Consider the following 19,087-nt stretch of genomic DNA (forward strand, 5'->3'; position numbering starts at 1 on the left):
TTGTCCTTTGAGGCAGTCACTCCACTATACAGTGAAGGATGATCGCCCCAACCAGTTAATCCAACTATAATCATGTGGGTCCCTCCTTCATGTACATTTATCATAGCATACACCTTCTAATTAAACGTATCTTAAAAAATCATAGCTCATAAATAAGGTAAAGATGGATATTACCACAAATTACCTTTACGACGAAATATAGGATTATCATCAAAATGTGGAGTTGATTTCCGCTCCGGCTAGGCGCTTTGTTGCTGCCGCTTCGCTTTCGCACAGTTAAAACATTTGCCGCTGACGCTTCGCTTTCGCGCAGAGCAGAGCTTCCTGGGGCGTCCGATGAGCCGCTTCACTCGCAAGGCTCGCTCCAGGGTCTCGGGCCAACAGATGTTTTTTGCGCGAAAGCGTAGTGCTAACGTAGCGGCAGCAGCAGGATGTTTTTTGCGCGAAAGCGTAGTGCTAACGTAGCGGCAGCAGCAGAGGGTTTTGTTTGTGCGAAAGTGCAGCGACAGCAACAGCACCGATGTTGGTCACGAAGGCGCTATCACAGGATGTGATGGTTTTAACCTTCGTTCCTCTATATCGCTGATCCCCAAGGAGTCGCCCAGCCTCCACTCCAATCAACTTATACACATAATATACGTTTTATTAATTATCATTCTGAACGTGAAAGGATAGATGTAAATGATTACTGAACTGCAGAAAAATAAATTTTACAGGTGTAAAGCTTTGTTAAATGAGCACGGTCAATTAGAAGTAAAAGCTGTCGTAGAGGGAGTGAATCCTGGTCGAATATTTGCGGATCAAATCGATTCACCACAATCAGCACTTATTTGGTTAGGGAACAATGATGGATTTCTCTTTATAGGAAATGAAGATAATGAACAATTTAATAATCAAATTAACGACTTTATTGATCAGGTAATTGTACCAGAGGCGAAAAAAGTGGGATTGTATTACTTCGAAGGCATTGGTATTCATCAAAAGTGGAATAAAACGATTGAAAAAATATTTAAGCATCAGGAACTTGGTAGTTGGAAGCAAAGAGTATATAAGCTTCATAAAGAAAACTATAAAGCCAATAATGTGCCAAATATTAAAGAAGGCTATACTGTTTTAAAAATGGATAACGCTCTGTTTGAAGATAACACAATTAAAAACCCCGCATTTTTACACTCTAAAATATTATCGTTTTGGGCTTCAATTGAGTGTTTCTTGAATACAGGGATCGGATACTGTATCGTTTACGATCGTTACATTGTTAGTCTTTGTTTTTCAGGCTTTGTCGTTGAGAATACCCACTGTATTGACATTGAAACATTAGAAGCTCACCGAGGAAATAAATTAGCCCAAAAGTTAGCTCACTATTTTGTAAAAGATTGCTTAACGCAAAGTTCGGTTCCATATTGGGATTGTATGGACTCAAACAAACCATCCATCGCTGTAGCAGAAAATATAGGGTTTTCCAATGTTTTCAACTATGTAGGATACGAGTTTTCATTCTACTAATATGTTAGAAACCCCATTAAGTGAACCGTGTCCACTTAATGGGGTTTAATTGTAGTTATATTTTAATTAATAAAACTTCACTACATCTTCAAAAGGTAAAGAAGTTTTTTCTCCTGGTTGTTCATTTGGTTCACCAAATGGCATTTGAGCTACAAGACTCCATTCTGCAGGAATATCCCAAGTTTGTTTAACTTCCTCGTCAATAATTGGATTATAGTGCTGAAGAGATGCGCCAATTCCTTCAGTAGTTAAAGACATCCATGTTGCGTATTGTAACATTGCATTTCCTTGATGTGACCAGAATGGGAATTGCTCTTTATAAGAAGGCGCGTTTTCTTGCATTTGTTTGATTGTTGCTTGGTCTTCAAAGAACAAAATTGTTCCTACGCCATCTTTAAAGCCTTGTAAGCGCTCTTCAGTCGCTGCAAAATTTTCAGCTGGCACACGTGCACGTAATGTTTCTTTGACAATGTCCCAAAACTTTTCGTGTTCATTATCCATTAATACTACTACACGTCCACTTTGCATATTAAATGAAGACGGTGCATGTACACTGATTTTTAATAGCTCTTCAATTTTTTCTTTTGTAATTGCTGTGTTCTTTTTCACCTTACGGATTGAACGACGATTAATAATTGCTTCTTTTAAATTAGTTGTTGTTACTGACATTTGTATTTCCTCCAAATTTTAATAAGATTTATTTATCTACATAGATTTTTACAAGTAGCTTTATTTTATACACTACTGTTTAAATCATTTACATAACCTACTTTTTTAATTGCTGATCGATCACTTGTGCTAGTCTTTCTTTACTAGCTAATCCTTGGATTATTTCATCACCAATAATTAATGTAGGAACGGCAGTAATATTCGCCTCTTCATAAGCATGCTTTAAAGCTTCTTGATGAGCTTCCCGATATTTACCTGAACGTAAAGCTTCTTTGAATTCTCCTGTAGGTAAACCTACCGCATTCGCTAATTGAGTTAACACTTCTACATCCTCAATATTTTGTTCTTCTTGGAAAAACGCTGTGAAAATTCTATGATGAAATTCATTTCCCTTTCCATGCACCTTAGCAAATTGATATCCTTCAAAAGCTAAATTTGTATAAGGATGTGGGGATACACGCGGTAATCGCATATCAATCCCTAGCTTTTTAGCTGTAGGGAGAATATAGGAATCCCATGATCCTAATTTAGCCGGCTCCTTCCAAGGGTCAATTTTCGGATATGGTTCAGGTCTTAACTCAAATGGCATCCACTCTATTTCAATATTCTTTTCATTTGCAATTTCATCTAATGGCCCTTTCCCTAAAAAACAGAAAGGACAAATAAAATCCGAATATGCTTTTATTTTAAGCGTCACCCACTAAAACCTCTCTTTCTCTTTTAGTTGTAACCATCTTAGTTACAACTAAGTCAAATAAATAATGCATTCAAGAATGCATTTTTTGTGATTGTTGAATCTCACGGATTAAAGATGTAATTACTTGCGCCATAGTAATATTGGCTAATACTTGTTCCATAGCTTCTTGTGCTTGCACTAAAATCAGCTCTAACACAGCCTGTATATTGGCACCTATAGGACAATCAGGATTTGGATTTTCATGTAAATGAAATAACTGATCTTCTTCTACAACTTCTACTGAACGAAAAACCTCTAGCAAAGTGATGGCCTCTAGATCTTTGACCAAAGAAGCTCCACCTGTTCCCCGGCGCACTTGCACTATACCTGCCTTTTTAAGATAGGATACTATTTTCCTAATTACTACCGGATTTGTATTTACGCTCTCCGCCATAAATTCCGATGTACAAATGGTCGATGGATTTTGCTTGATGATTGATAAAATATGAACAGCGATTGTAAAACGACTGCTAATTTTGATCTTCATCACCTCCAGCTGTAACCATTATAGTTACAACTTGAAAATAAGTCAACTATTTTTGAAAAAAATATTATATATGACAAAACTATTTTATACGATGCTTGGGCACTTTTGAGACCGCCACATTCGCACTTCTCATGGAGATATAAGAGTACTAAGTAATAATCGAAGCTTCAAGACTACAAAATATTACCTTTATAGCGTTATAATTACTTAATAAGTAAAGGACCGCTCTCTAGCAGGTTCCCTTATTTCACTTTTTAAGTTCTGGAAGCTTAATATTCTAACATTTTAATAAAAAAAGAAAATAAGTGAGGATACAAATGTTCATTATTATTGGTTTGAGTATCTTTTTTCTAATCATTCTCGTCACGCTATGGCTATTACCATTGAAGTATCAAAAAATTGAATGGATTGAAACGAACGCACAGATTATCGAAAGTGATTTTTCACACCGAACAGTTGCCAATGAGGTTACATATGCAAAAGGCGAATCACAACGTAGGGTGAAGCTGACAGTACAATTTACGTCATTCCAAAATAAACCTATCACCGTCACGAGCAAAGTATGGACGCATACGAAAAATCGTCCTTTTTTTGAGGAAGGACAATGGATAACGATTCTTTATAATAAAAGGAAGCCCAATCTGTTTAAACTCAAATATAAAATATAGAAGGTATCATTGGAAAAATGAATGGTGATAATTCTTTTAACACCGCAAAGAAAGCAAAAAAACACCCCGCCACAAACGTTGATGTGACGGGGTTTTACTTATATTATCCGATTGAACCTTCCATTTCAAACTTGATTAGGCGGTTCATTTCTACTGCGTATTCCATTGGTAATTCTTTTGTGAATGGCTCGATGAAGCCCATTACGATCATTTCTGTCGCTTCTTCTTCAGAAATACCACGAGACATTAAGTAGAATAATTGTTCCTCTGATACTTTTGAAACTTTCGCTTCATGCTCTAAAGAAACATTATCATTTAAGATTTCGTTGTATGGAATTGTATCTGAAGTAGATTGGTTGTCCATGATTAACGTATCACATTCGATATTAGCACGTGCACCACTTGCTTTAGGGCCGAAACGAACTTGACCCATATATGTTACCTTACCACCCTGTTTGGCAATCGATTTAGAAACGATTGTTGAAGATGTGTTTGGTGCCATATGAATCATTTTCGCACCTGCGTGTTGGTGTTGACCTTTACCTGCTAATGCGATTGATAATGTCATACCACGAGCGCCTTCACCTTTAAGGATACAAGCTGGGTACTTCATTGTTAACTTAGAACCGATGTTACCGTCGATCCATTCCATTGTACCGTTTTCTTCAACAACTGTACGTTTTGTTACTAGGTTGTAAACGTTGTTTGCCCAGTTTTGAATCGTTGTATAACGGCAGTATGCATCTTTACGTACAACAATTTCTACTACTGCTGAGTGTAAAGAGTTTGTTGTGTAAACAGGAGCTGTACAACCTTCAACGTAGTGTACGTGCGCGCCTTCATCTACAATAATTAACGTACGTTCGAATTGACCCATGTTTTCAGAGTTAATACGGAAGTAAGCTTGTAATGGCGTTTCCACTTTTACACCTGGTGGTACATAGATGAATGATCCACCTGACCAAACTGCTGAGTTTAGTGCAGCAAATTTGTTGTCAGTGTAAGGAATCACTTTGCCCCAGTATTGTTTGAAAATATCTTCGTTTTCACGTAAAGCTGAGTCAGTATCTTTGAACACAATACCAAGATCTTCAAGGTCTTGTTTCATGTTGTGATAAACAACCTCAGATTCGTACTGAGCAGATACACCTGCAAGGTATTTTTGCTCTGCTTCTGGAATACCTAATTTATCAAAAGTAGCTTTAATTTCATCAGGTACTTCATCCCAAGATTTTTGTGTAGCTTCTGATGGTTTTACGTAATACGTAATTTCATCAAAATCTAAATCTCCTAGGTCGCCACCCCATTGCGGCATTGGTTTTGTATAGAAAGTTTCAAGTGCTTTTAAGCGGTACTCAAGCATCCACTCTGGCTCTTGTTTCATATTAGAAATTTCACGGACGATTTCTTCAGTTAAACCACGTTTTGAACGGAAAATTGATACGTCCTTGTCATGGAATCCGTATTTGTAATCGCCAATATCAGGCATTTTTTTAGCCATCTTTTCTCCTCCGTTCATAAATAATTGTTATTTTGTTTAATGCTCAATAACCTTACTTCAAGTGAAAGCACAATTAATGCTTTCACTTGAAATTAGGAATTATTTATTCCTTAACACCTTTTTCCATCGCTTTCCAAGCTAATGTTGCACATTTAATACGTGCAGGGAATTGAGAAACACCTTGTAGTGCCTCAACATCCTCAAGGTCATATTTATCGCTATAGTCTTCACCCATCATCATTTTAGAAAAAACATCAGCAAGCTCTAATGCTTCATCAATTTTTTTCCCTTTGATGAGCTGCGTCATCATGGAAGCAGAAGACATCGAAATTGAACAGCCTTCACCGTCAAACTTCGCATCCTCGACAATACCGTCAGTCACTTTTAGCGTTAAGTGAATACGGTCTCCACAAGTCGGGTTGTTCATATCAATCGTTACAGCATCGTTTTCTATAAATCCTTTATTACGAGGATTTTTATAGTGATCCATAATGACTGAACGATATAGTTGATCTAAATTATTAAAAGACATCGCCAAAATACTCCTTCGCAGAACGTAACCCTGCCACTAAGCGGTCAATATCTTCTTCTGTGTTATACAGATAGAAGCTTGCACGCGCTGTCGCTACTTGTTGAAGACATTTCATTAGTGGCTGCGCGCAATGATGTCCTGCACGAACAGCAATACCGCTCATATCAAGAACCGTTGCCACATCATGTGGATGTACATCGTCTAGGTTAAACGTTACAAGGCCACAACGCTTCATCGGGTCACGTGGGCCAAAAATTTTAAGTCCGTCAATTGTTTCAAGCTGATCCATCGCGTAGCCTGCAAGCTTATGCTCGTGCTCCGCAATTTTATCTAGCCCAATTTCAGTTAAGAAATCGATAGCAGCCCCTAAACCTATTGCACCTGCAATAATAGGAGTTCCACCTTCAAATTTCCACGGTAATTCTTTCCACGTCGACTCATGAAGTCCAACAAAGTCAATCATTTCGCCACCAAATTCAATTGGCTCCATCTTTTCAAGGTGTTCTTTTTTACCATATAGTACACCTATCCCAGTTGGTCCGCACATTTTATGACCTGAGAACCCTAAGAAATCTACATCCAAATCCTGTACATCGATTTTCATATGTGGTGCTGCTTGTGCAGCATCCGCTACCATTACCGCACCGTTAGCATGCGCAATTTGAGCGATTTCTTTAATTGGGTTAATCGTTCCAAGGACGTTTGACGCCATAGACACCGACACAATCTTTGTTTTAGGTGTAATTGTCGCACGAACCTTTTCTAGATTAAGTGTGCCATCTGCTTCGAGCTCAATATATTTCAGTGTTGCATTTTTTTCCTTTGCAAGCTGTTGCCAAGGAATAATATTGGAATGGTGTTCCATGTGGGTAATGACAATTTCATCACCATCAGCCACATTAGCACGACCATAACTTGCTGCTACTGTATTTAAAGCAGTTGTAGTACCGCGAGTAAAAATAATTTCTTGTGTTGAAGTAGCATTAATAAAATTACGAACCTTTTCACGTGCGCCCTCATACTTGTCAGTAGCACGATTACCCAATGTATGCACACCACGGTGAACATTGGAATTATCAAATTCATAATAATGCTTCATCGCTTCAATTACTTGAATAGGTTTTTGAGAAGTTGCTGCGCTATCAAGGTAAACAAGTTTATGACCGTTTACTTCCTGATTTAAAATCGGGAAATAGCTTTTAATGTCTTTATTCATCATTAGCGAACTTTCCTTTCAATAACCTCCGTCAGTTGCTTTTGAACGCCTTCGATTGGTAATTGCGTAACAACTGGCGCAAGGAATCCATGGATAACAAGGCGCTCTGCTTCTGCTTTCGAGATACCACGACTCATTAAGTAGTAAAGTTGCAGTGGATCAACTCGGCCAACAGATGCTGCGTGTCCTGCTGTTACATCGTCTTCATCGATTAATAGAATTGGGTTTGCATCGCCACGAGCTTTTTCAGAAAGCATTAACACACGTGATTCTTGTTGTGCATCCGCTTTTGTCGCACCTTTTTCGATGTAGCCAATGCCGTTAAAGATTGATTGTGCCGCTTCTTTCATTACACCATGCTTTAAGATATGACCATTTGAGTTCTTACCCCAGTGACGAACTTCAGTAGTGAAGTTAAGTTTTTGTTCACCGCGACCAACAACGACTGTTTTTGTATCAGCATTAGAACCGTCACCGATTAGATGTGTAATGTTTTCAGAAATAGTATCTGAGTCATTCATTAAGCCAAGAGCCCAATCTACTTTCGCATCACGAGCTAGGCGTCCACGACGATTTACATAAGTAGTATATCCTTTCGCAAGTACATCAACCGCACCGTAAGTAACTTGTGCGTTGTCTTGAACTACTACTTCAGCAATAATATTTGCTTGACCTTTTGCTTCTTCAACTGTTGAAATATATGTTTCAACATATGTTACAGCTGAATTTGCTTCAGCTACAACTAACACGTGGTTATATAATGAAGCTTCTGCGTTATCGTTTAAGAAGATTACTTGAAGTGGCTGTTCAATAATTACATTTTTCGGTACATATACGAATACACCACCGTTAACAAGTGCCGCATGAAGCGCAGTTAATTTATGCTCATCAACTTTTACAGCTTCTGTCATGAAGTACTTTTTAACAAGGTCACCGTGTTCACGAACCGCCGTTAAAATATCTGTAAAAATAACACCTTTATCAGCTAATTCTTGTGATGTTTTAATGAAAGCTGGTGTATTATTGCGTTGAACATAAAGGTTTTCTTGTGCTTCAAGATCAATTAAGCTTTTTGCTTCTTCTGGTAAAGCATCAAGTGAAGCAAATCCTTCACTGTCAACTGTATGAGTTGGGAAATTTAAGAAATCCCATTTTGTAATATTTGTTCTGTCTGGTTTTGGCATATCTAAACCAGTTGCTTTGTCTAGTGCTGCCGCGCGAAGCTCAGTAAACCAAGCCGGTTCTCGCTTTGCTTCTGAGAACGAGCGCACGTCCTGTACTGTTACAGGCAAGTTAAGTTCCTCTGTCATGCTAGTTCGTCCTCCCTCTTATGCTTCTTGTTCTTCTGTTTCTTCTTCGATACCTAATTCTTTTTTTATCCAGTCATAGCCTTCCGCTTCTAAACGTTGTGCTAACTCTTCGCCACCTGATTTAACAACACGGCCTTGCATCATTACGTGTACATGGTCTGGTGTAATGTAGTTAAGTAGACGTTGGTAGTGAGTGATCATTAAGCAGCCGAAGCCTTCTCCACGCATTGCATTGATTCCTTTTGAAACAACTTTAAGCGCGTCAATATCAAGACCAGAGTCAATTTCATCTAAAATTGCGAAAGTTGGTTTAATCATCATTAATTGAAGAATTTCGTTACGTTTTTTCTCACCGCCAGAGAAACCTTCATTTAAATAACGTTGTGCCATATCTTCATTCATTTCAAGGAATTCCATGTTTTTATCTAATTCACGGATAAATTTCATTAGAGAAATTTCATCGCCTTCTTCACGACGTGCATTGATAGCTGAACGTAAGAAATCAGCATTAGTTACACCAGCGATTTCAGAAGGATATTGCATAGCTAGGAATAAACCTGCTTGAGCACGCTCGTCCACTTCCATTTCAAGTACATTCTCGCCATCAAGCTCAACTGTACCAGAAGTTACTTCATATTTAGGGTGACCCATAATTGCAGAAGCTAGTGTAGATTTACCAGTTCCGTTTGGTCCCATGATTGCATGAATTTCATTTGTATTGATCGTAAGATTTACGCCTTTTAAAATCTCTTTCCCGTCGATTTCAACGTGAAGATCTTTAATAACTAAAGTTGACATAAAATACCTCCATAGTGTGTTCAGTGAATGGTGAACCATCCCTTAATTATCATCATTCTAATCTTAACTGAAAATCGTTCTCTATGCAAACCATTTCAATCACTTTCACTTTTCTTTGAAACAATCCTTAAAAACAAAGAGTTTGTAAGCATTTTCAAAATATTGCTTATCGTTATTGACAATGAGAATCGACTTCCCTTATTTTCAATAAAATAAATCTAATTGAGAACGGATTTCATCTAGCTACATAGTGGAAACCCCTTAGGAATCGCTAATTGTAGCGGTTTTGTGACAAAAATGTATAAAGAACAGTACCAATACTATAACCTTTTTTATTAGAATAGAATCAAATAAGGGAAAGAAATTTATAGAGTTCTAGTTCGTAAAAAAAGATTTACCACCATAACGTGAGGGATTTCCGTTCCGGCTGGGGACTTCGGGGCAGCAGGATCTTATTTGCGCGGCAGTGAAGTGCTAACGTTGCAGTAGCGGTAGTTGTTTTTGCGCGACAGTGGCAGGTGTTGGTCACGAAGGCTTTATTACAGGGCGTGACGCATTTAGCATTCGTTCCTCTCCGCGCTTCAATGAAGCTACTGAGATATCCCGTCATTTAATTCGCACCGGTTAACATTTGTTTATTTTCAGTTATTTTCATCTTAATAGTATATAATTGAAGAATAATCAATCGTATTTTTCGATTAATAGAGGTGAATATCTAGTGGAGTTACGTCAATTACGATATTTTGTTGAAGTTGCAGAACGCGAACACATATCAGAGGCTGCCGAACATCTTCATGTTGCTCAATCTGCAATAAGCCGACAAATTGCTAATTTAGAAGATGAATTAGGCACACCACTTTTTGAACGTGTAGGACGCAATGTTAAATTAACACCGATTGGAAAAACATTTCTCGAGCACACCATTACTGCTTTAAAAGCCATCGATTTTGCCGCAAAGCAAGTTGAAGAATATTTAAACCCTGCTAAAGGTACAATAAAAATCGGCTTTCCAACAAGCTTAGCTAGCTATGTATTGCCAACTGTTATTTCTGCCTTTACGCGTGAATATCCAGATTTGCAATTCCAACTCCGTCAAGGTTCTTATCGTTTTTTAATCGATGCAGTCAAAAACCGCGAGTTAAATTTAGCTTTTTTAGGTCCACTTCCACCGAAGGACGAAACAATTCGTTCAACCATATTATTTACTGAAAATATCGCTGCATTACTGCCAGCAAAACATCCATTAGCCAAAAAAGAAAGTATTCAACTTGCTGATTTACGTAATGATTTATTTGTGTTATTCCCAGATGGCTATATTTTACATAAAGTAGCTATGGATGCCTGTCGCGCTGCCGGCTTCTTGCCAAAAGTCATCTCTGAGGGTGAAGACTTAGATGCACTAAAAGGTCTTGTCGCTGCGGGCATCGGGGTTAGCTTATTACCAGAAAGCTCCCTATATGATTCAGCTGCTCGCTTCACAGTAAAGGTACCGATTAAATCACCTACAATTCCAAGAACAGTCGGTATTATTTCACCTGTAAACCGCGAAATTGCTCCATCAGAAAAAATATTTTTAGACTTCGTTACCAATTTCTTTTCACGACTTTCTCAATTCCAATAAAAAAATCGCCGTATGTGGCGATTTTTTTGTAGGTTTAGGTGTTTCTTTCCGTCGTTCTGGCGGTTCTTTCTGTCGCTTTGATATTTATATCCGTCGTTTCGTCGGGTCTTTCCGTCGCTCTGGCGATTCTATCCACGATTTTGGCTTCTCTATCCGCCACTTTGACGTTTCTATCCACGACTTTGGCTGTTCTATCCACGACTTCGGCTGTTCTATCCACGACTTCGACTGTGCCATCCGTCTCTCTAGCAATCCGATTCGTCACTCCTCTGATTGTTCGTTAATCCATTGTAACGTTTTCGAACTTAGACCTCCGGCACGCCATAAAACAATCTCATTGTAGCGTTTCTTTCGTACGTGTGCTGTCCATTTTTCAAGTGTTTCCTGATCGGCATACCAAACTTCATGCTTCACTTTTTGTTCATCTACATACGTGAAATATACAGCACCACTTGCTTTATCTCGTTGTTTAACCGCTTTCGTTTTGTTCAGTAATTCCTCTGCCTCTATCTCTGTTAATGCAACTGTTTTGCCTTGATTTACCCATTCAAATCCCCCAGTTGCAAAAGCAATCGCTAGTTTTTGATTGGACTTCTTAATTTTTTTTATTAAATCATTTAAAAATGAAAAGTCCGCCTTTGCACCTGGACCACTATGATATCCGTGCACATTATAAGCCATCACTGTATATTTAGGTCCATTTGGCAATTTAACATCAAACGGGAAGCTAGGCTCTAGTACGACATGTAATGAAATACCTTTTTTTGATAACTGTTTATAAAGTTCGTTTAGGAAACGGACATACCCAGGAAGGTCCTCTTTAGCAACCTTTTCATAATCAATTTCGATACCATTCACATTGTATTGGTCAACAACTTGCAAAATATTATCAATATGTCGCTGCCTTGATGACGCATTTTGAAACAATCGATTTAATAATTTGCTATCCTTCTGAACTGAAGGGGCGTTATCTGTAACAGTATCGTTAATTAACGTAAGTATCACTTGATGTGATTCATTAAATTGTTGCTGTGTTTGTTTCAACATTTCTATCGTATCTTCAGTTAATAATAATTGGTCACTCTCATTAAAATAAGCACCAAAAACGCGAATGTCTTGTAAGCCCTGTTCTGAATTTCCCACATCCTCGATGGCAGATTTGATTTGCCATTCAGGTAACCAAATAGATAATTGAAGCTTTTCTTTGTTCTTCAATAGTTCTCTCGCCTTCACAGGTTCTTCTTTACTATTATTACAGGCCGTGATAATTAGTAGCGCTAGACAGATAAACAATAAAATTTTTTTCACTTGAATTTAGTTCTCCCCGCTTTAGAAGGTTTCAATAAAGAAATCCACAACGCTATTAATGAAAGTCATTGTTTTGTGCTTTACTTTATCGAAGTTCGTGTATTGGTTAGTAAAAAGTGTACGATCGTTACTATCTGTAATCAAAATATCTTCGATGAATGTATCATAAATATCATCTGCATACTGTTCATGCGAAGTTTCTTTTGTGCTGAACATCGCACCAAATCCAATTTGTGATCCTTGAATATCAGGATTTACTTGTATTGTTTTGGATAATACCTTATCTACATCTATCTTAATTTTATCCTTATTAACAGCAATGTTAAATTCTCTTGTTTTTGTTAGGTTTCGTGGATATTCTTCCTTATCAATTCTAGAGCCTTTTTGCGTATCCTGATAATTGTATACAGTAGCCTTATTAAATGCATACTCTTCTTCATTCCACTTTATTTCATTTAACGGGAAACGCCCCTTCTCAACAACGCTTGATTCTGGTGTTTTCTCAGAAACAACAATCTCATTATCGATTAAAGCTACCCGAATATAGCTATCATTTTTTTCATCATAGTTTAAATAAATAGATTGTTGTCCAACGACATTCCCTTTAAAGGCAAAGTTTATATTATATTGCTCTGGAAGTGTTTCCTTCAATATTACCCGACCTTCACTAGCAGGTGCAGATGTTATAGTAATCGCATTATTTTCATATTCTGCTGCACCATTCATGACAGACCATTCTTTTGCTCGATTAGGATCTCCGACTTCAAATTCTACATTTTGCTTACTAGCTTGGCGGATTTTCATCATCAAGTGATTGGTAGACCAATAGGGCGAAACTTGCAATCTACTTAAGTTATAAAGATTAGCATCCGCATCATTATATGCCCCTAGCTCCAAATTGAAATGCATATTAAATTTATCTTTAATTTCTTTATTATTCGCACGTTCAACTAACGAATCCATATTATTATAAAGTGAGTTGGAATGCATAATCGCATAAGCTTTAGGAACTTCTCCTAATTCCTCCTCATAAATATCTTGCATTAGCTTGTAATCTTTTTGAATACGTTTTTCCATTTCCTGTCGCGTTTCACTTGGAATCATATATTGATTGCGAATGAAGTCCATTAAATAATGATTATAATATTCGATAGTTGTTTTATTCGGCACATTATTTTCATCTAATACACCTAACGACTGTCCTTTATTATTAAAAATATTAATATATGTTAGACGGTACCCATTAGAGCCCAACTCCCAATACCCACTTTTCTCCATGAGTAATAAGTCTTTCGGCTTTAAAAATTTGTTGTCCCGTGTATCCATTTTATTGGCGTACGTAAACATCGTAGCTTTATAGTTTAGATCCTCCATGATGTTTTGAGCAAATATACTAGAATCTGTCCGTCCATCTTCAAATGATAAAAACAAAGCTTTTTCTGGCAACGGTTTGTCTTTCTGATAAAAATCTAAAATATCTTGCTGAGTAATTGTTTGATAACCCTGACTTTCAAGTAATGCTAGTTGTTTTTTTAAATTCTCTTTAGATACGTATTTAGGAGACTCGCCTCTGCTCACACCAAAATATGATAATGCGATGAAACCATCTTTATTTTCTAGAGGAACCGTTTCCTCTACCCTTTTTTCTGTTAAAAACACTACACGTATTAAAATGATCGCTAAAAATATAACGATAATCGCTTGAACAATGGATCGTATTATTTTCCTTCGGTTTTTTTTTGCTGGATTTAATACAACATTTTTTTCACTCATTTCTTCTCACCCATTTTTCTATTTAGAATCGAAAATCGGGATTTTCGCAATTTTTGTTTTTCCAATTTCTTTTCTTTGGCGATGACATCTTGAGGTGTTTCTCTCGTACCCCATGTTGATTTCCAAAATGTAACCCATGCAACAGGCATTTGCCACAGCAAAATAAATTCATAGAAAAGTACAAAGATAAAGCCAAATGTCCATAACTTACTTTTTCGAAAGAAAAGATGGGCCAAACTCATTAGCATTGCCATCAATAACAAGCCCATTAAAAACGTAGTTGGAAAAACGCCATGCATAATTGGCACATAAAGTAGATTGTAAACAACAACAATAGGGGCTGCTATCGGTACGATTAAACCGATGATGAAGAAAAGAAACATAAAAGGTTCCTTCTTCCACATAAATAAAAATGCTCGTAACGATTCGCGTAGCCAAGATCGTTTCCATCTCATTTGTTGAGATAAAAAGACTTTTGAATCTGATGGAACAATTGTAGAACATACGGCATTATCCTGATATCCCGTTCGATGTGTTTTTAAAATATAATTTGTCATACTACGGTCATCACCGAATGTTGCGGGTTGTCCAAGAAATTTTTGGTTTAACCATGCTGTTTCATTCTTTAAAATAAGCTCTTTTCGATAACACGCTAATGGACCAGATAAACAAGTTACTGTATCAAACCAAGACTCAGCAGCTTTCATTATCCGGAAGGCTATATAATAGCGAACGGTTTGCAATTTTGTCAGAGCATTTGTAAATTTATTTTCAACCTCTGTTCTTCCAGCCACACCGCCCATTTTAGGATCTTGGAAAGGCTGCACTATATTTCGAATAGCATGAGGTTCTAAAAAACTATCTGAATCTACGAAAACGACTAAATCGTGTTTGGCTAGATGCACTCCGGCCACTAGAGCCTCTCGTTTCCCCCCATTTTGAGGTAGCTTATGGAAGCTTAAACGATTCTTTGTTTTAAATCGCTCACCCTCACTATGAATAAGTTCAATCATTTCTTTAGCTTTTTCCTCAGTTCTATCTGTTGAATAGTCATCTACAACAATAACTTCTAATTTGTCTACAGGATAATACTGATTAATACAGCTTAAAATTGTTCTATGAATCCACTCTTCTTCGTTAAACACTGGAATAATAATAGAAACGCCCGGTTCAAATTTAGGATTTATCGGGACATTCCTATAGAAAATACCGAATAAATATCGACTTAAAAGAAATGTTGCAGCAATAATACTATATAGATATAGGAATTTATTGAATCTGAAATAAATAACACTTTCAGCCCTCATTAATACCACAATAAGAGAAACAATCAATAGAAATAAACTTGCCACAAAGATTGATAGTCCCCAACGTTTTTTAGTCATATAGTCATTTAAAGGCTGTAGAAATTCACATGCATAATAGCATCTAGTTTCACCATCTACTTCTTTCGTAAAATGGCGAACAACTTTCGCTTTTACCTTTACCTTAGATTCATAGCCCTCCGGCATCGCACCACCAGGTATAGTAAATTTCATCGTAATAATTTCATCTATTTCAAAATTATTAGGACTATTTGAAAATATAAGGATACCTGTAACCGAAATATCCTCCGCATAATGTTTGTCACTAACCTTTTGCTTTACTCTTTTAATTTGTACTTCAAAATTAGTTTCATAGCGTAAACTTAACAGCTGTAAACGATATATTTCATTGACATCTGTAGGATCGATTTCTTCCTTTTGATACGAAGCACCTCGTCGATTAACGAGATTTCGTACATTTTCTGGGTCAGGAATATTCGATAAAATTCGTCGATCAGAGCGCGGTATCGTTAAAATCTCTTTTTTCTTATTCATGATTATCAATTCACTTTCTTATTTGAATCTTCTTCAATCCAAGTCGACATTTTTGCAAAGCTATACCCATCTTTTTGCAGCTTTTCAATGATTACTGGTAAAGCCTCGACTGTTTTTGTACCATCTAAAATGTGCATAACAATTACTTTTCCTGGACCAATCCTACTCATCACACGATTATAAATATCTGAAACGGTATATTCTAAATTCCAATCGAATGATGCAATATCGTACATAGCAATGGATTTGATACCTGTTGCGGCAATAATTTTCGCTGATTCTTCATTAATAGCACCTTTATTAGGTCTGAAATACAATAAAGGTTCTTCCTGTAAGGCATATGTTAACGCCTTATGCGCCTTCACGACATCCTCTTGGAGTTCCTCCGGTGTCATTGTCGTTACATCAAGGTGATTGTAGGAGTGGCTTGCAACCTCATGGCCTTTCTCAACAATTAATCGCGCTAGTTGCGGTTCCTTTTCCACACCTTTGCCGATTAAAAAGAATGTAGAGTGAACGTTATACTTATCAAGAACATCTAAAATTTCTTTAAGTCTCTCCTCACTCGCCCAATCATCAAAGGTTAAAGCAACTTCCTTTTTAGAAGTATTTTTACGGTAGTACATATTTGGTTTTACATTTTCATAATCCAGATTCACTTTAATAGCGTCATAGCCTTCTATTGACTCTAAGGGTTTTGCTATATATTGCTCATCTAATACGTCCGTTAATGTAGAGAAAGCATATCCTTGTTCTTTCCCCAATTGAGACAATAGTGGTACAACATCAATAATCGCAGGATTAATGTATGTGTTTAAATGAATGACTGATCCACTGTTGATAAAACGATGAATATAATCCGTTATCTCTTCGGCACTTTGCATATTTCGATCTTTCGGATTTATGGAAGATGCTACGACTCCCTTCATATTGAGCGTTTTAGTTGCTAAACGCATATTGTCAGTTGAGTCACCAGAACGACTTCGAACGTATTTTGGTGTATAACCTAGATGCTCTTCAAAAACTTGATTCGTTAAATAGATCTCTTTATAGGTTTCTTCATAATTTAAATCGGTCATATCAGGAAACGTCAGCGTACCATTTTCTACTTCATGACCTTTTGCTAAAATGTCCTTCACTAACTCAGGATCTTGTGCCACTCGCGTTCCTTCTACAAAAAATGTTGCCTTCATGTTACATTGGTCTAATACCTTTAATAGCTTCAGCATTGTTTCATTGTCAGCAAGCCCATTAAAGGTTAATGCTATCCTCGGACTAAGAATGCTTGCGTGACTATAAATTTCACTCATCGTCCCATCATGTTCCTTTACCTCAATTGTTGAATCAACTGGTTGAACCTGATTAGTTTGAGCAGACGATTGACATCCTGTTAAAAATAAAATGAATAATAGACTACATATTTTCAGTCGACTCACATTCACAGAATCCCTCCTATAATTTGTAGTATTTTTCATTCTCGAATAAGTGATGGGTATTACGTGTATCAAAAACTAAAGCAGCGTGCTGATCAATTAATGAATAATCAATTGTTGTATGATTCGTTAAAATGACTACAGCATCTGCTTTTTGAATGATTTCTTTTGTAAGTGAAACTGTGTTTAACATGTAATTACCAGTTGTAAACGTTTCAATAAATGGATCAATAACATTTAGCCCACATTGCTTGTCCATTAATTCGTCAATGACACGTAATGCTGGTGATTCTCTAAAATCATTAATATTTGGCTTATAGGAAACTCCAATCACTACAATTTCCGCATCACTTATCTCTTTTCCTTGCGCATTTAAATAAGTTTCAAGTCTTGCAACTACAAAGCTTGGCATGGAATTATTAATTTTATCAGCGGTCTCAATTAAAGTTGCAGCAATACCATGTTGCTGGCCAGCCCATAATAAATATTTAGGGTCCACCGGGATACAATGACCACCTACTCCTGGGCCAGGTGTAAATGGCATAAAACCATAAGGCTTTGTCGAAGCCGCTTCAATAACTTCCCACACATCTATATCCATCTTATGACAAATCTGACTTAATTCATTGACAAGAGCAATATTAATTTGCCTAAATGTGTTTTCTAGTAACTTTTCCATTTCGGCAACCTTTGGACTTGTTACAGCAAATACATTTGTATTGATTACTGATTCATAAAAAAGCTTAGAAACTTCTAAACAAGATGTTGTTATTCCACCAACTACTTTAGGCGTGTTGGAAACTGAAAAATTAAAATTTCCAGGGTCGACACGTTCAGGTGAATAAGCTAAAAATAGATCTTGTCCAATAACAAAGTTACCATTTTCTAAGATTGGTTGAACTATTTCTTCTGTTGTTCCAGGGTAAGTTGTACTTTCAAGAATAACTAAAGTATTTGAGGATACGTTCTGTACGATTGCATTTGCTGCATCAACAATATACGAGATATTAGGTGTTCCATCTGAGGTTGTAGGTGTTGGTACACAAATAATAATAATATCTACTTGTGCAAGTTTAGAAAAATCATATGTCGGCTCAAAATTCTGTTCATTAACCGCTTTCTCTATGGCTGCATTAGACATATCAGCAATATAACTATCACCGCTTTTTATTTTAGTAACTTTTTCAATGTCTTTATCGAATCCAATTACTGCAAAGCCTTTATTGACGATTTCCAAGGCTAACGGGAGCCCCACATAACCAAGTCCAACAATTCCAATTGTTGCACTTCTTGTTTTGATTTTTTTTGATAAAGCTAATCCCCTTAGCTCAATTTTTATCCCCATAAACAAATTCCTCCTTTGTCTAAGTTATGATCGATTATGTCTCGGCAAAATTACGTCCAGAATCGATTTCTTGCTTAGGCTTGCATGTCACTACAAAAACACTTGTAGCTGGCGTTTCACTTTCGCTACTAAAATTGCTGAAAGAAATTAAAAACCTAATTCAAAGACTATCTCTACAATCGTTATTTCTTTTACGATTCATTTTTTTTGTAATGTTTTCCCTCATCGCACATCCAACGAAGTAACATTATCCTATAATTCAAAATGCACCTATCTAATACATATATAGTACTAAATAAAACTTAACATTTTCTATACAATTTCC

The 19,087-nt window shown here is 36.8% G+C and carries 17 protein-coding genes; 3 read left to right on the plus strand and 14 right to left on the minus strand.

Features of this window, described 5'->3' with window-relative positions:
- Positions 1-681: 681 nt before the first annotated feature.
- Positions 682-1,506 (plus strand): GNAT family N-acetyltransferase, encoded by an 825-nt coding sequence (locus AC3WSK_RS11440; RefSeq protein ID WP_492412372.1) that lies wholly within the window; start codon positions 682-684, stop codon positions 1,504-1,506.
- Between the two features lie 66 nt (positions 1,507-1,572).
- Here the strand turns inward: AC3WSK_RS11440 and AC3WSK_RS11445 are convergent, their stop codons facing one another.
- From AC3WSK_RS11445 to AC3WSK_RS11455, 3 genes are all read right to left on the minus strand, one after another.
- Positions 1,573-2,175 (minus strand): nitroreductase family protein, encoded by a 603-nt coding sequence (locus tag AC3WSK_RS11445; RefSeq protein WP_427484742.1) that lies wholly within the window; start codon positions 2,173-2,175, stop codon positions 1,573-1,575.
- Between the two features lie 97 nt (positions 2,176-2,272).
- Complete coding sequence (locus AC3WSK_RS11450) at positions 2,273-2,872, minus strand: DsbA family oxidoreductase (protein WP_427484743.1); 600 nt, start codon at positions 2,870-2,872, stop codon at positions 2,273-2,275.
- 70 nt (positions 2,873-2,942) lie between these two features.
- Positions 2,943-3,392, minus strand: a complete 450-nt coding sequence (locus AC3WSK_RS11455) for an Rrf2 family transcriptional regulator (protein ID WP_079561560.1) — start codon at positions 3,390-3,392, stop codon at positions 2,943-2,945.
- A 323-nt stretch (positions 3,393-3,715) separates the two neighbouring features.
- Between AC3WSK_RS11455 and AC3WSK_RS11460 the strand changes: the two genes are divergently transcribed.
- A complete protein-coding gene (locus AC3WSK_RS11460; RefSeq protein WP_427484744.1) occupies positions 3,716-4,066 on the plus strand; it encodes a DUF3592 domain-containing protein in 351 nt (116 codons plus the stop codon).
- A 103-nt stretch (positions 4,067-4,169) separates the two neighbouring features.
- On the opposite strand, the gene sufB is transcribed toward AC3WSK_RS11460, so the two are convergent.
- The 5 genes from sufB to sufC form a co-directional block, all read right to left on the minus strand.
- The gene (gene sufB / locus AC3WSK_RS11465; protein WP_031417705.1) at positions 4,170-5,567 is read right to left on the minus strand and encodes a Fe-S cluster assembly protein SufB; all 1,398 of its coding nucleotides are present in this window, start codon (positions 5,565-5,567) and stop codon (positions 4,170-4,172) included.
- Between the two features lie 103 nt (positions 5,568-5,670).
- Entirely contained in the window at positions 5,671-6,099 is a 429-nt protein-coding gene (gene sufU / locus AC3WSK_RS11470) for a Fe-S cluster assembly sulfur transfer protein SufU (protein WP_427484745.1), read from the minus strand.
- Entirely contained in the window at positions 6,089-7,318 is a 1,230-nt protein-coding gene (locus AC3WSK_RS11475) for a cysteine desulfurase (RefSeq protein ID WP_079561482.1), read from the minus strand. Before AC3WSK_RS11475 ends, sufU begins: the two co-directional genes overlap by 11 nt.
- Complete coding sequence (gene sufD / locus AC3WSK_RS11480; protein WP_492412376.1) at positions 7,318-8,625, minus strand: Fe-S cluster assembly protein SufD; 1,308 nt, start codon at positions 8,623-8,625, stop codon at positions 7,318-7,320. The genes AC3WSK_RS11475 and sufD overlap by 1 nt, the downstream gene beginning before the upstream one ends.
- Before the next feature lie 18 nt (positions 8,626-8,643).
- Positions 8,644-9,423: a Fe-S cluster assembly ATPase SufC gene (gene sufC / locus AC3WSK_RS11485; protein ID WP_068985348.1), complete on the minus strand. Its 780-nt coding sequence runs from the start codon at positions 9,421-9,423 to the stop codon at positions 8,644-8,646.
- Between the two features lie 718 nt (positions 9,424-10,141).
- Between sufC and gltC the strand changes: the two genes are divergently transcribed.
- A complete protein-coding gene (gene gltC, locus AC3WSK_RS11490) occupies positions 10,142-11,044 on the plus strand; it encodes a glutamate biosynthesis transcriptional regulator GltC (protein ID WP_079561480.1) in 903 nt (300 codons plus the stop codon).
- An 84-nt stretch (positions 11,045-11,128) separates the two neighbouring features.
- On the opposite strand, the gene AC3WSK_RS11495 is transcribed toward gltC, so the two are convergent.
- The 6 genes from AC3WSK_RS11495 to AC3WSK_RS11520 are packed head-to-tail and all read right to left on the minus strand — an operon-like array spanning position 11,129 to position 18,762.
- Positions 11,129-11,296, minus strand: coding sequence for a hypothetical protein (locus tag AC3WSK_RS11495; RefSeq protein WP_427484747.1), 168 nt, complete (start codon positions 11,294-11,296; stop codon positions 11,129-11,131).
- Between the two features lie 9 nt (positions 11,297-11,305).
- A complete protein-coding gene (locus tag AC3WSK_RS11500) occupies positions 11,306-12,352 on the minus strand; it encodes a glycosyl hydrolase family 18 protein (protein ID WP_079561478.1) in 1,047 nt (348 codons plus the stop codon).
- 21 nt (positions 12,353-12,373) lie between these two features.
- Positions 12,374-14,125 carry a polysaccharide deacetylase family protein gene (locus tag AC3WSK_RS11505; RefSeq protein WP_492412379.1) on the minus strand — a complete coding sequence of 584 codons (1,752 nt, stop codon included), beginning with the start codon at positions 14,123-14,125 and terminating at the stop codon, positions 12,374-12,376.
- On the minus strand, positions 14,122-15,984 hold the full coding sequence (locus tag AC3WSK_RS11510; RefSeq protein WP_079561476.1) for a glycosyltransferase family 2 protein: 1,863 nt from the start codon (positions 15,982-15,984) through the stop codon (positions 14,122-14,124). The genes AC3WSK_RS11505 and AC3WSK_RS11510 overlap by 4 nt, the downstream gene beginning before the upstream one ends.
- Positions 15,985-15,989: 5 nt before the next feature.
- Positions 15,990-17,426, minus strand: a complete 1,437-nt coding sequence (locus tag AC3WSK_RS11515) for a polysaccharide deacetylase family protein (protein WP_240518272.1) — start codon at positions 17,424-17,426, stop codon at positions 15,990-15,992.
- 10 nt (positions 17,427-17,436) lie between these two features.
- Positions 17,437-18,762, minus strand: a complete 1,326-nt coding sequence (locus AC3WSK_RS11520; protein WP_079561474.1) for a nucleotide sugar dehydrogenase — start codon at positions 18,760-18,762, stop codon at positions 17,437-17,439.
- Positions 18,763-19,087 lie beyond the last annotated feature (325 nt).

The organism is Lysinibacillus sp. EB271-A1-10B (assembly GCF_058791335.1).

Bases quoted from the DNA above. Each gene is read 5' to 3' on its own strand.
- AC3WSK_RS11440 (WP_492412372.1), top strand. From the start codon at position 682: ATGATTACTGAACTGCAGAAAAATAAATTTTACAGGTGTAAAGCTTTG.
- AC3WSK_RS11445 (WP_427484742.1), bottom strand. From the start codon at position 2,175: ATGTCAGTAACAACAACTAATTTAAAAGAAGCAATTATTAATCGTCGT.
- AC3WSK_RS11460 (WP_427484744.1), top strand. From the start codon at position 3,716: ATGTTCATTATTATTGGTTTGAGTATCTTTTTTCTAATCATTCTCGTC.
- sufB (WP_031417705.1), bottom strand. From the start codon at position 5,567: ATGGCTAAAAAAATGCCTGATATTGGCGATTACAAATACGGATTCCAT.
- sufU (WP_427484745.1), bottom strand. From the start codon at position 6,099: ATGTCTTTTAATAATTTAGATCAACTATATCGTTCAGTCATTATGGAT.
- AC3WSK_RS11475 (WP_079561482.1), bottom strand. From the start codon at position 7,318: ATGATGAATAAAGACATTAAAAGCTATTTCCCGATTTTAAATCAGGAA.
- sufD (WP_492412376.1), bottom strand. From the start codon at position 8,625: ATGACAGAGGAACTTAACTTGCCTGTAACAGTACAGGACGTGCGCTCG.
- sufC (WP_068985348.1), bottom strand. From the start codon at position 9,423: ATGTCAACTTTAGTTATTAAAGATCTTCACGTTGAAATCGACGGGAAA.
- AC3WSK_RS11505 (WP_492412379.1), bottom strand. From the start codon at position 14,125: ATGAGTGAAAAAAATGTTGTATTAAATCCAGCAAAAAAAAACCGAAGG.
- AC3WSK_RS11510 (WP_079561476.1), bottom strand. From the start codon at position 15,984: ATGAATAAGAAAAAAGAGATTTTAACGATACCGCGCTCTGATCGACGA.
- AC3WSK_RS11520 (WP_079561474.1), bottom strand. From the start codon at position 18,762: ATGGGGATAAAAATTGAGCTAAGGGGATTAGCTTTATCAAAAAAAATC.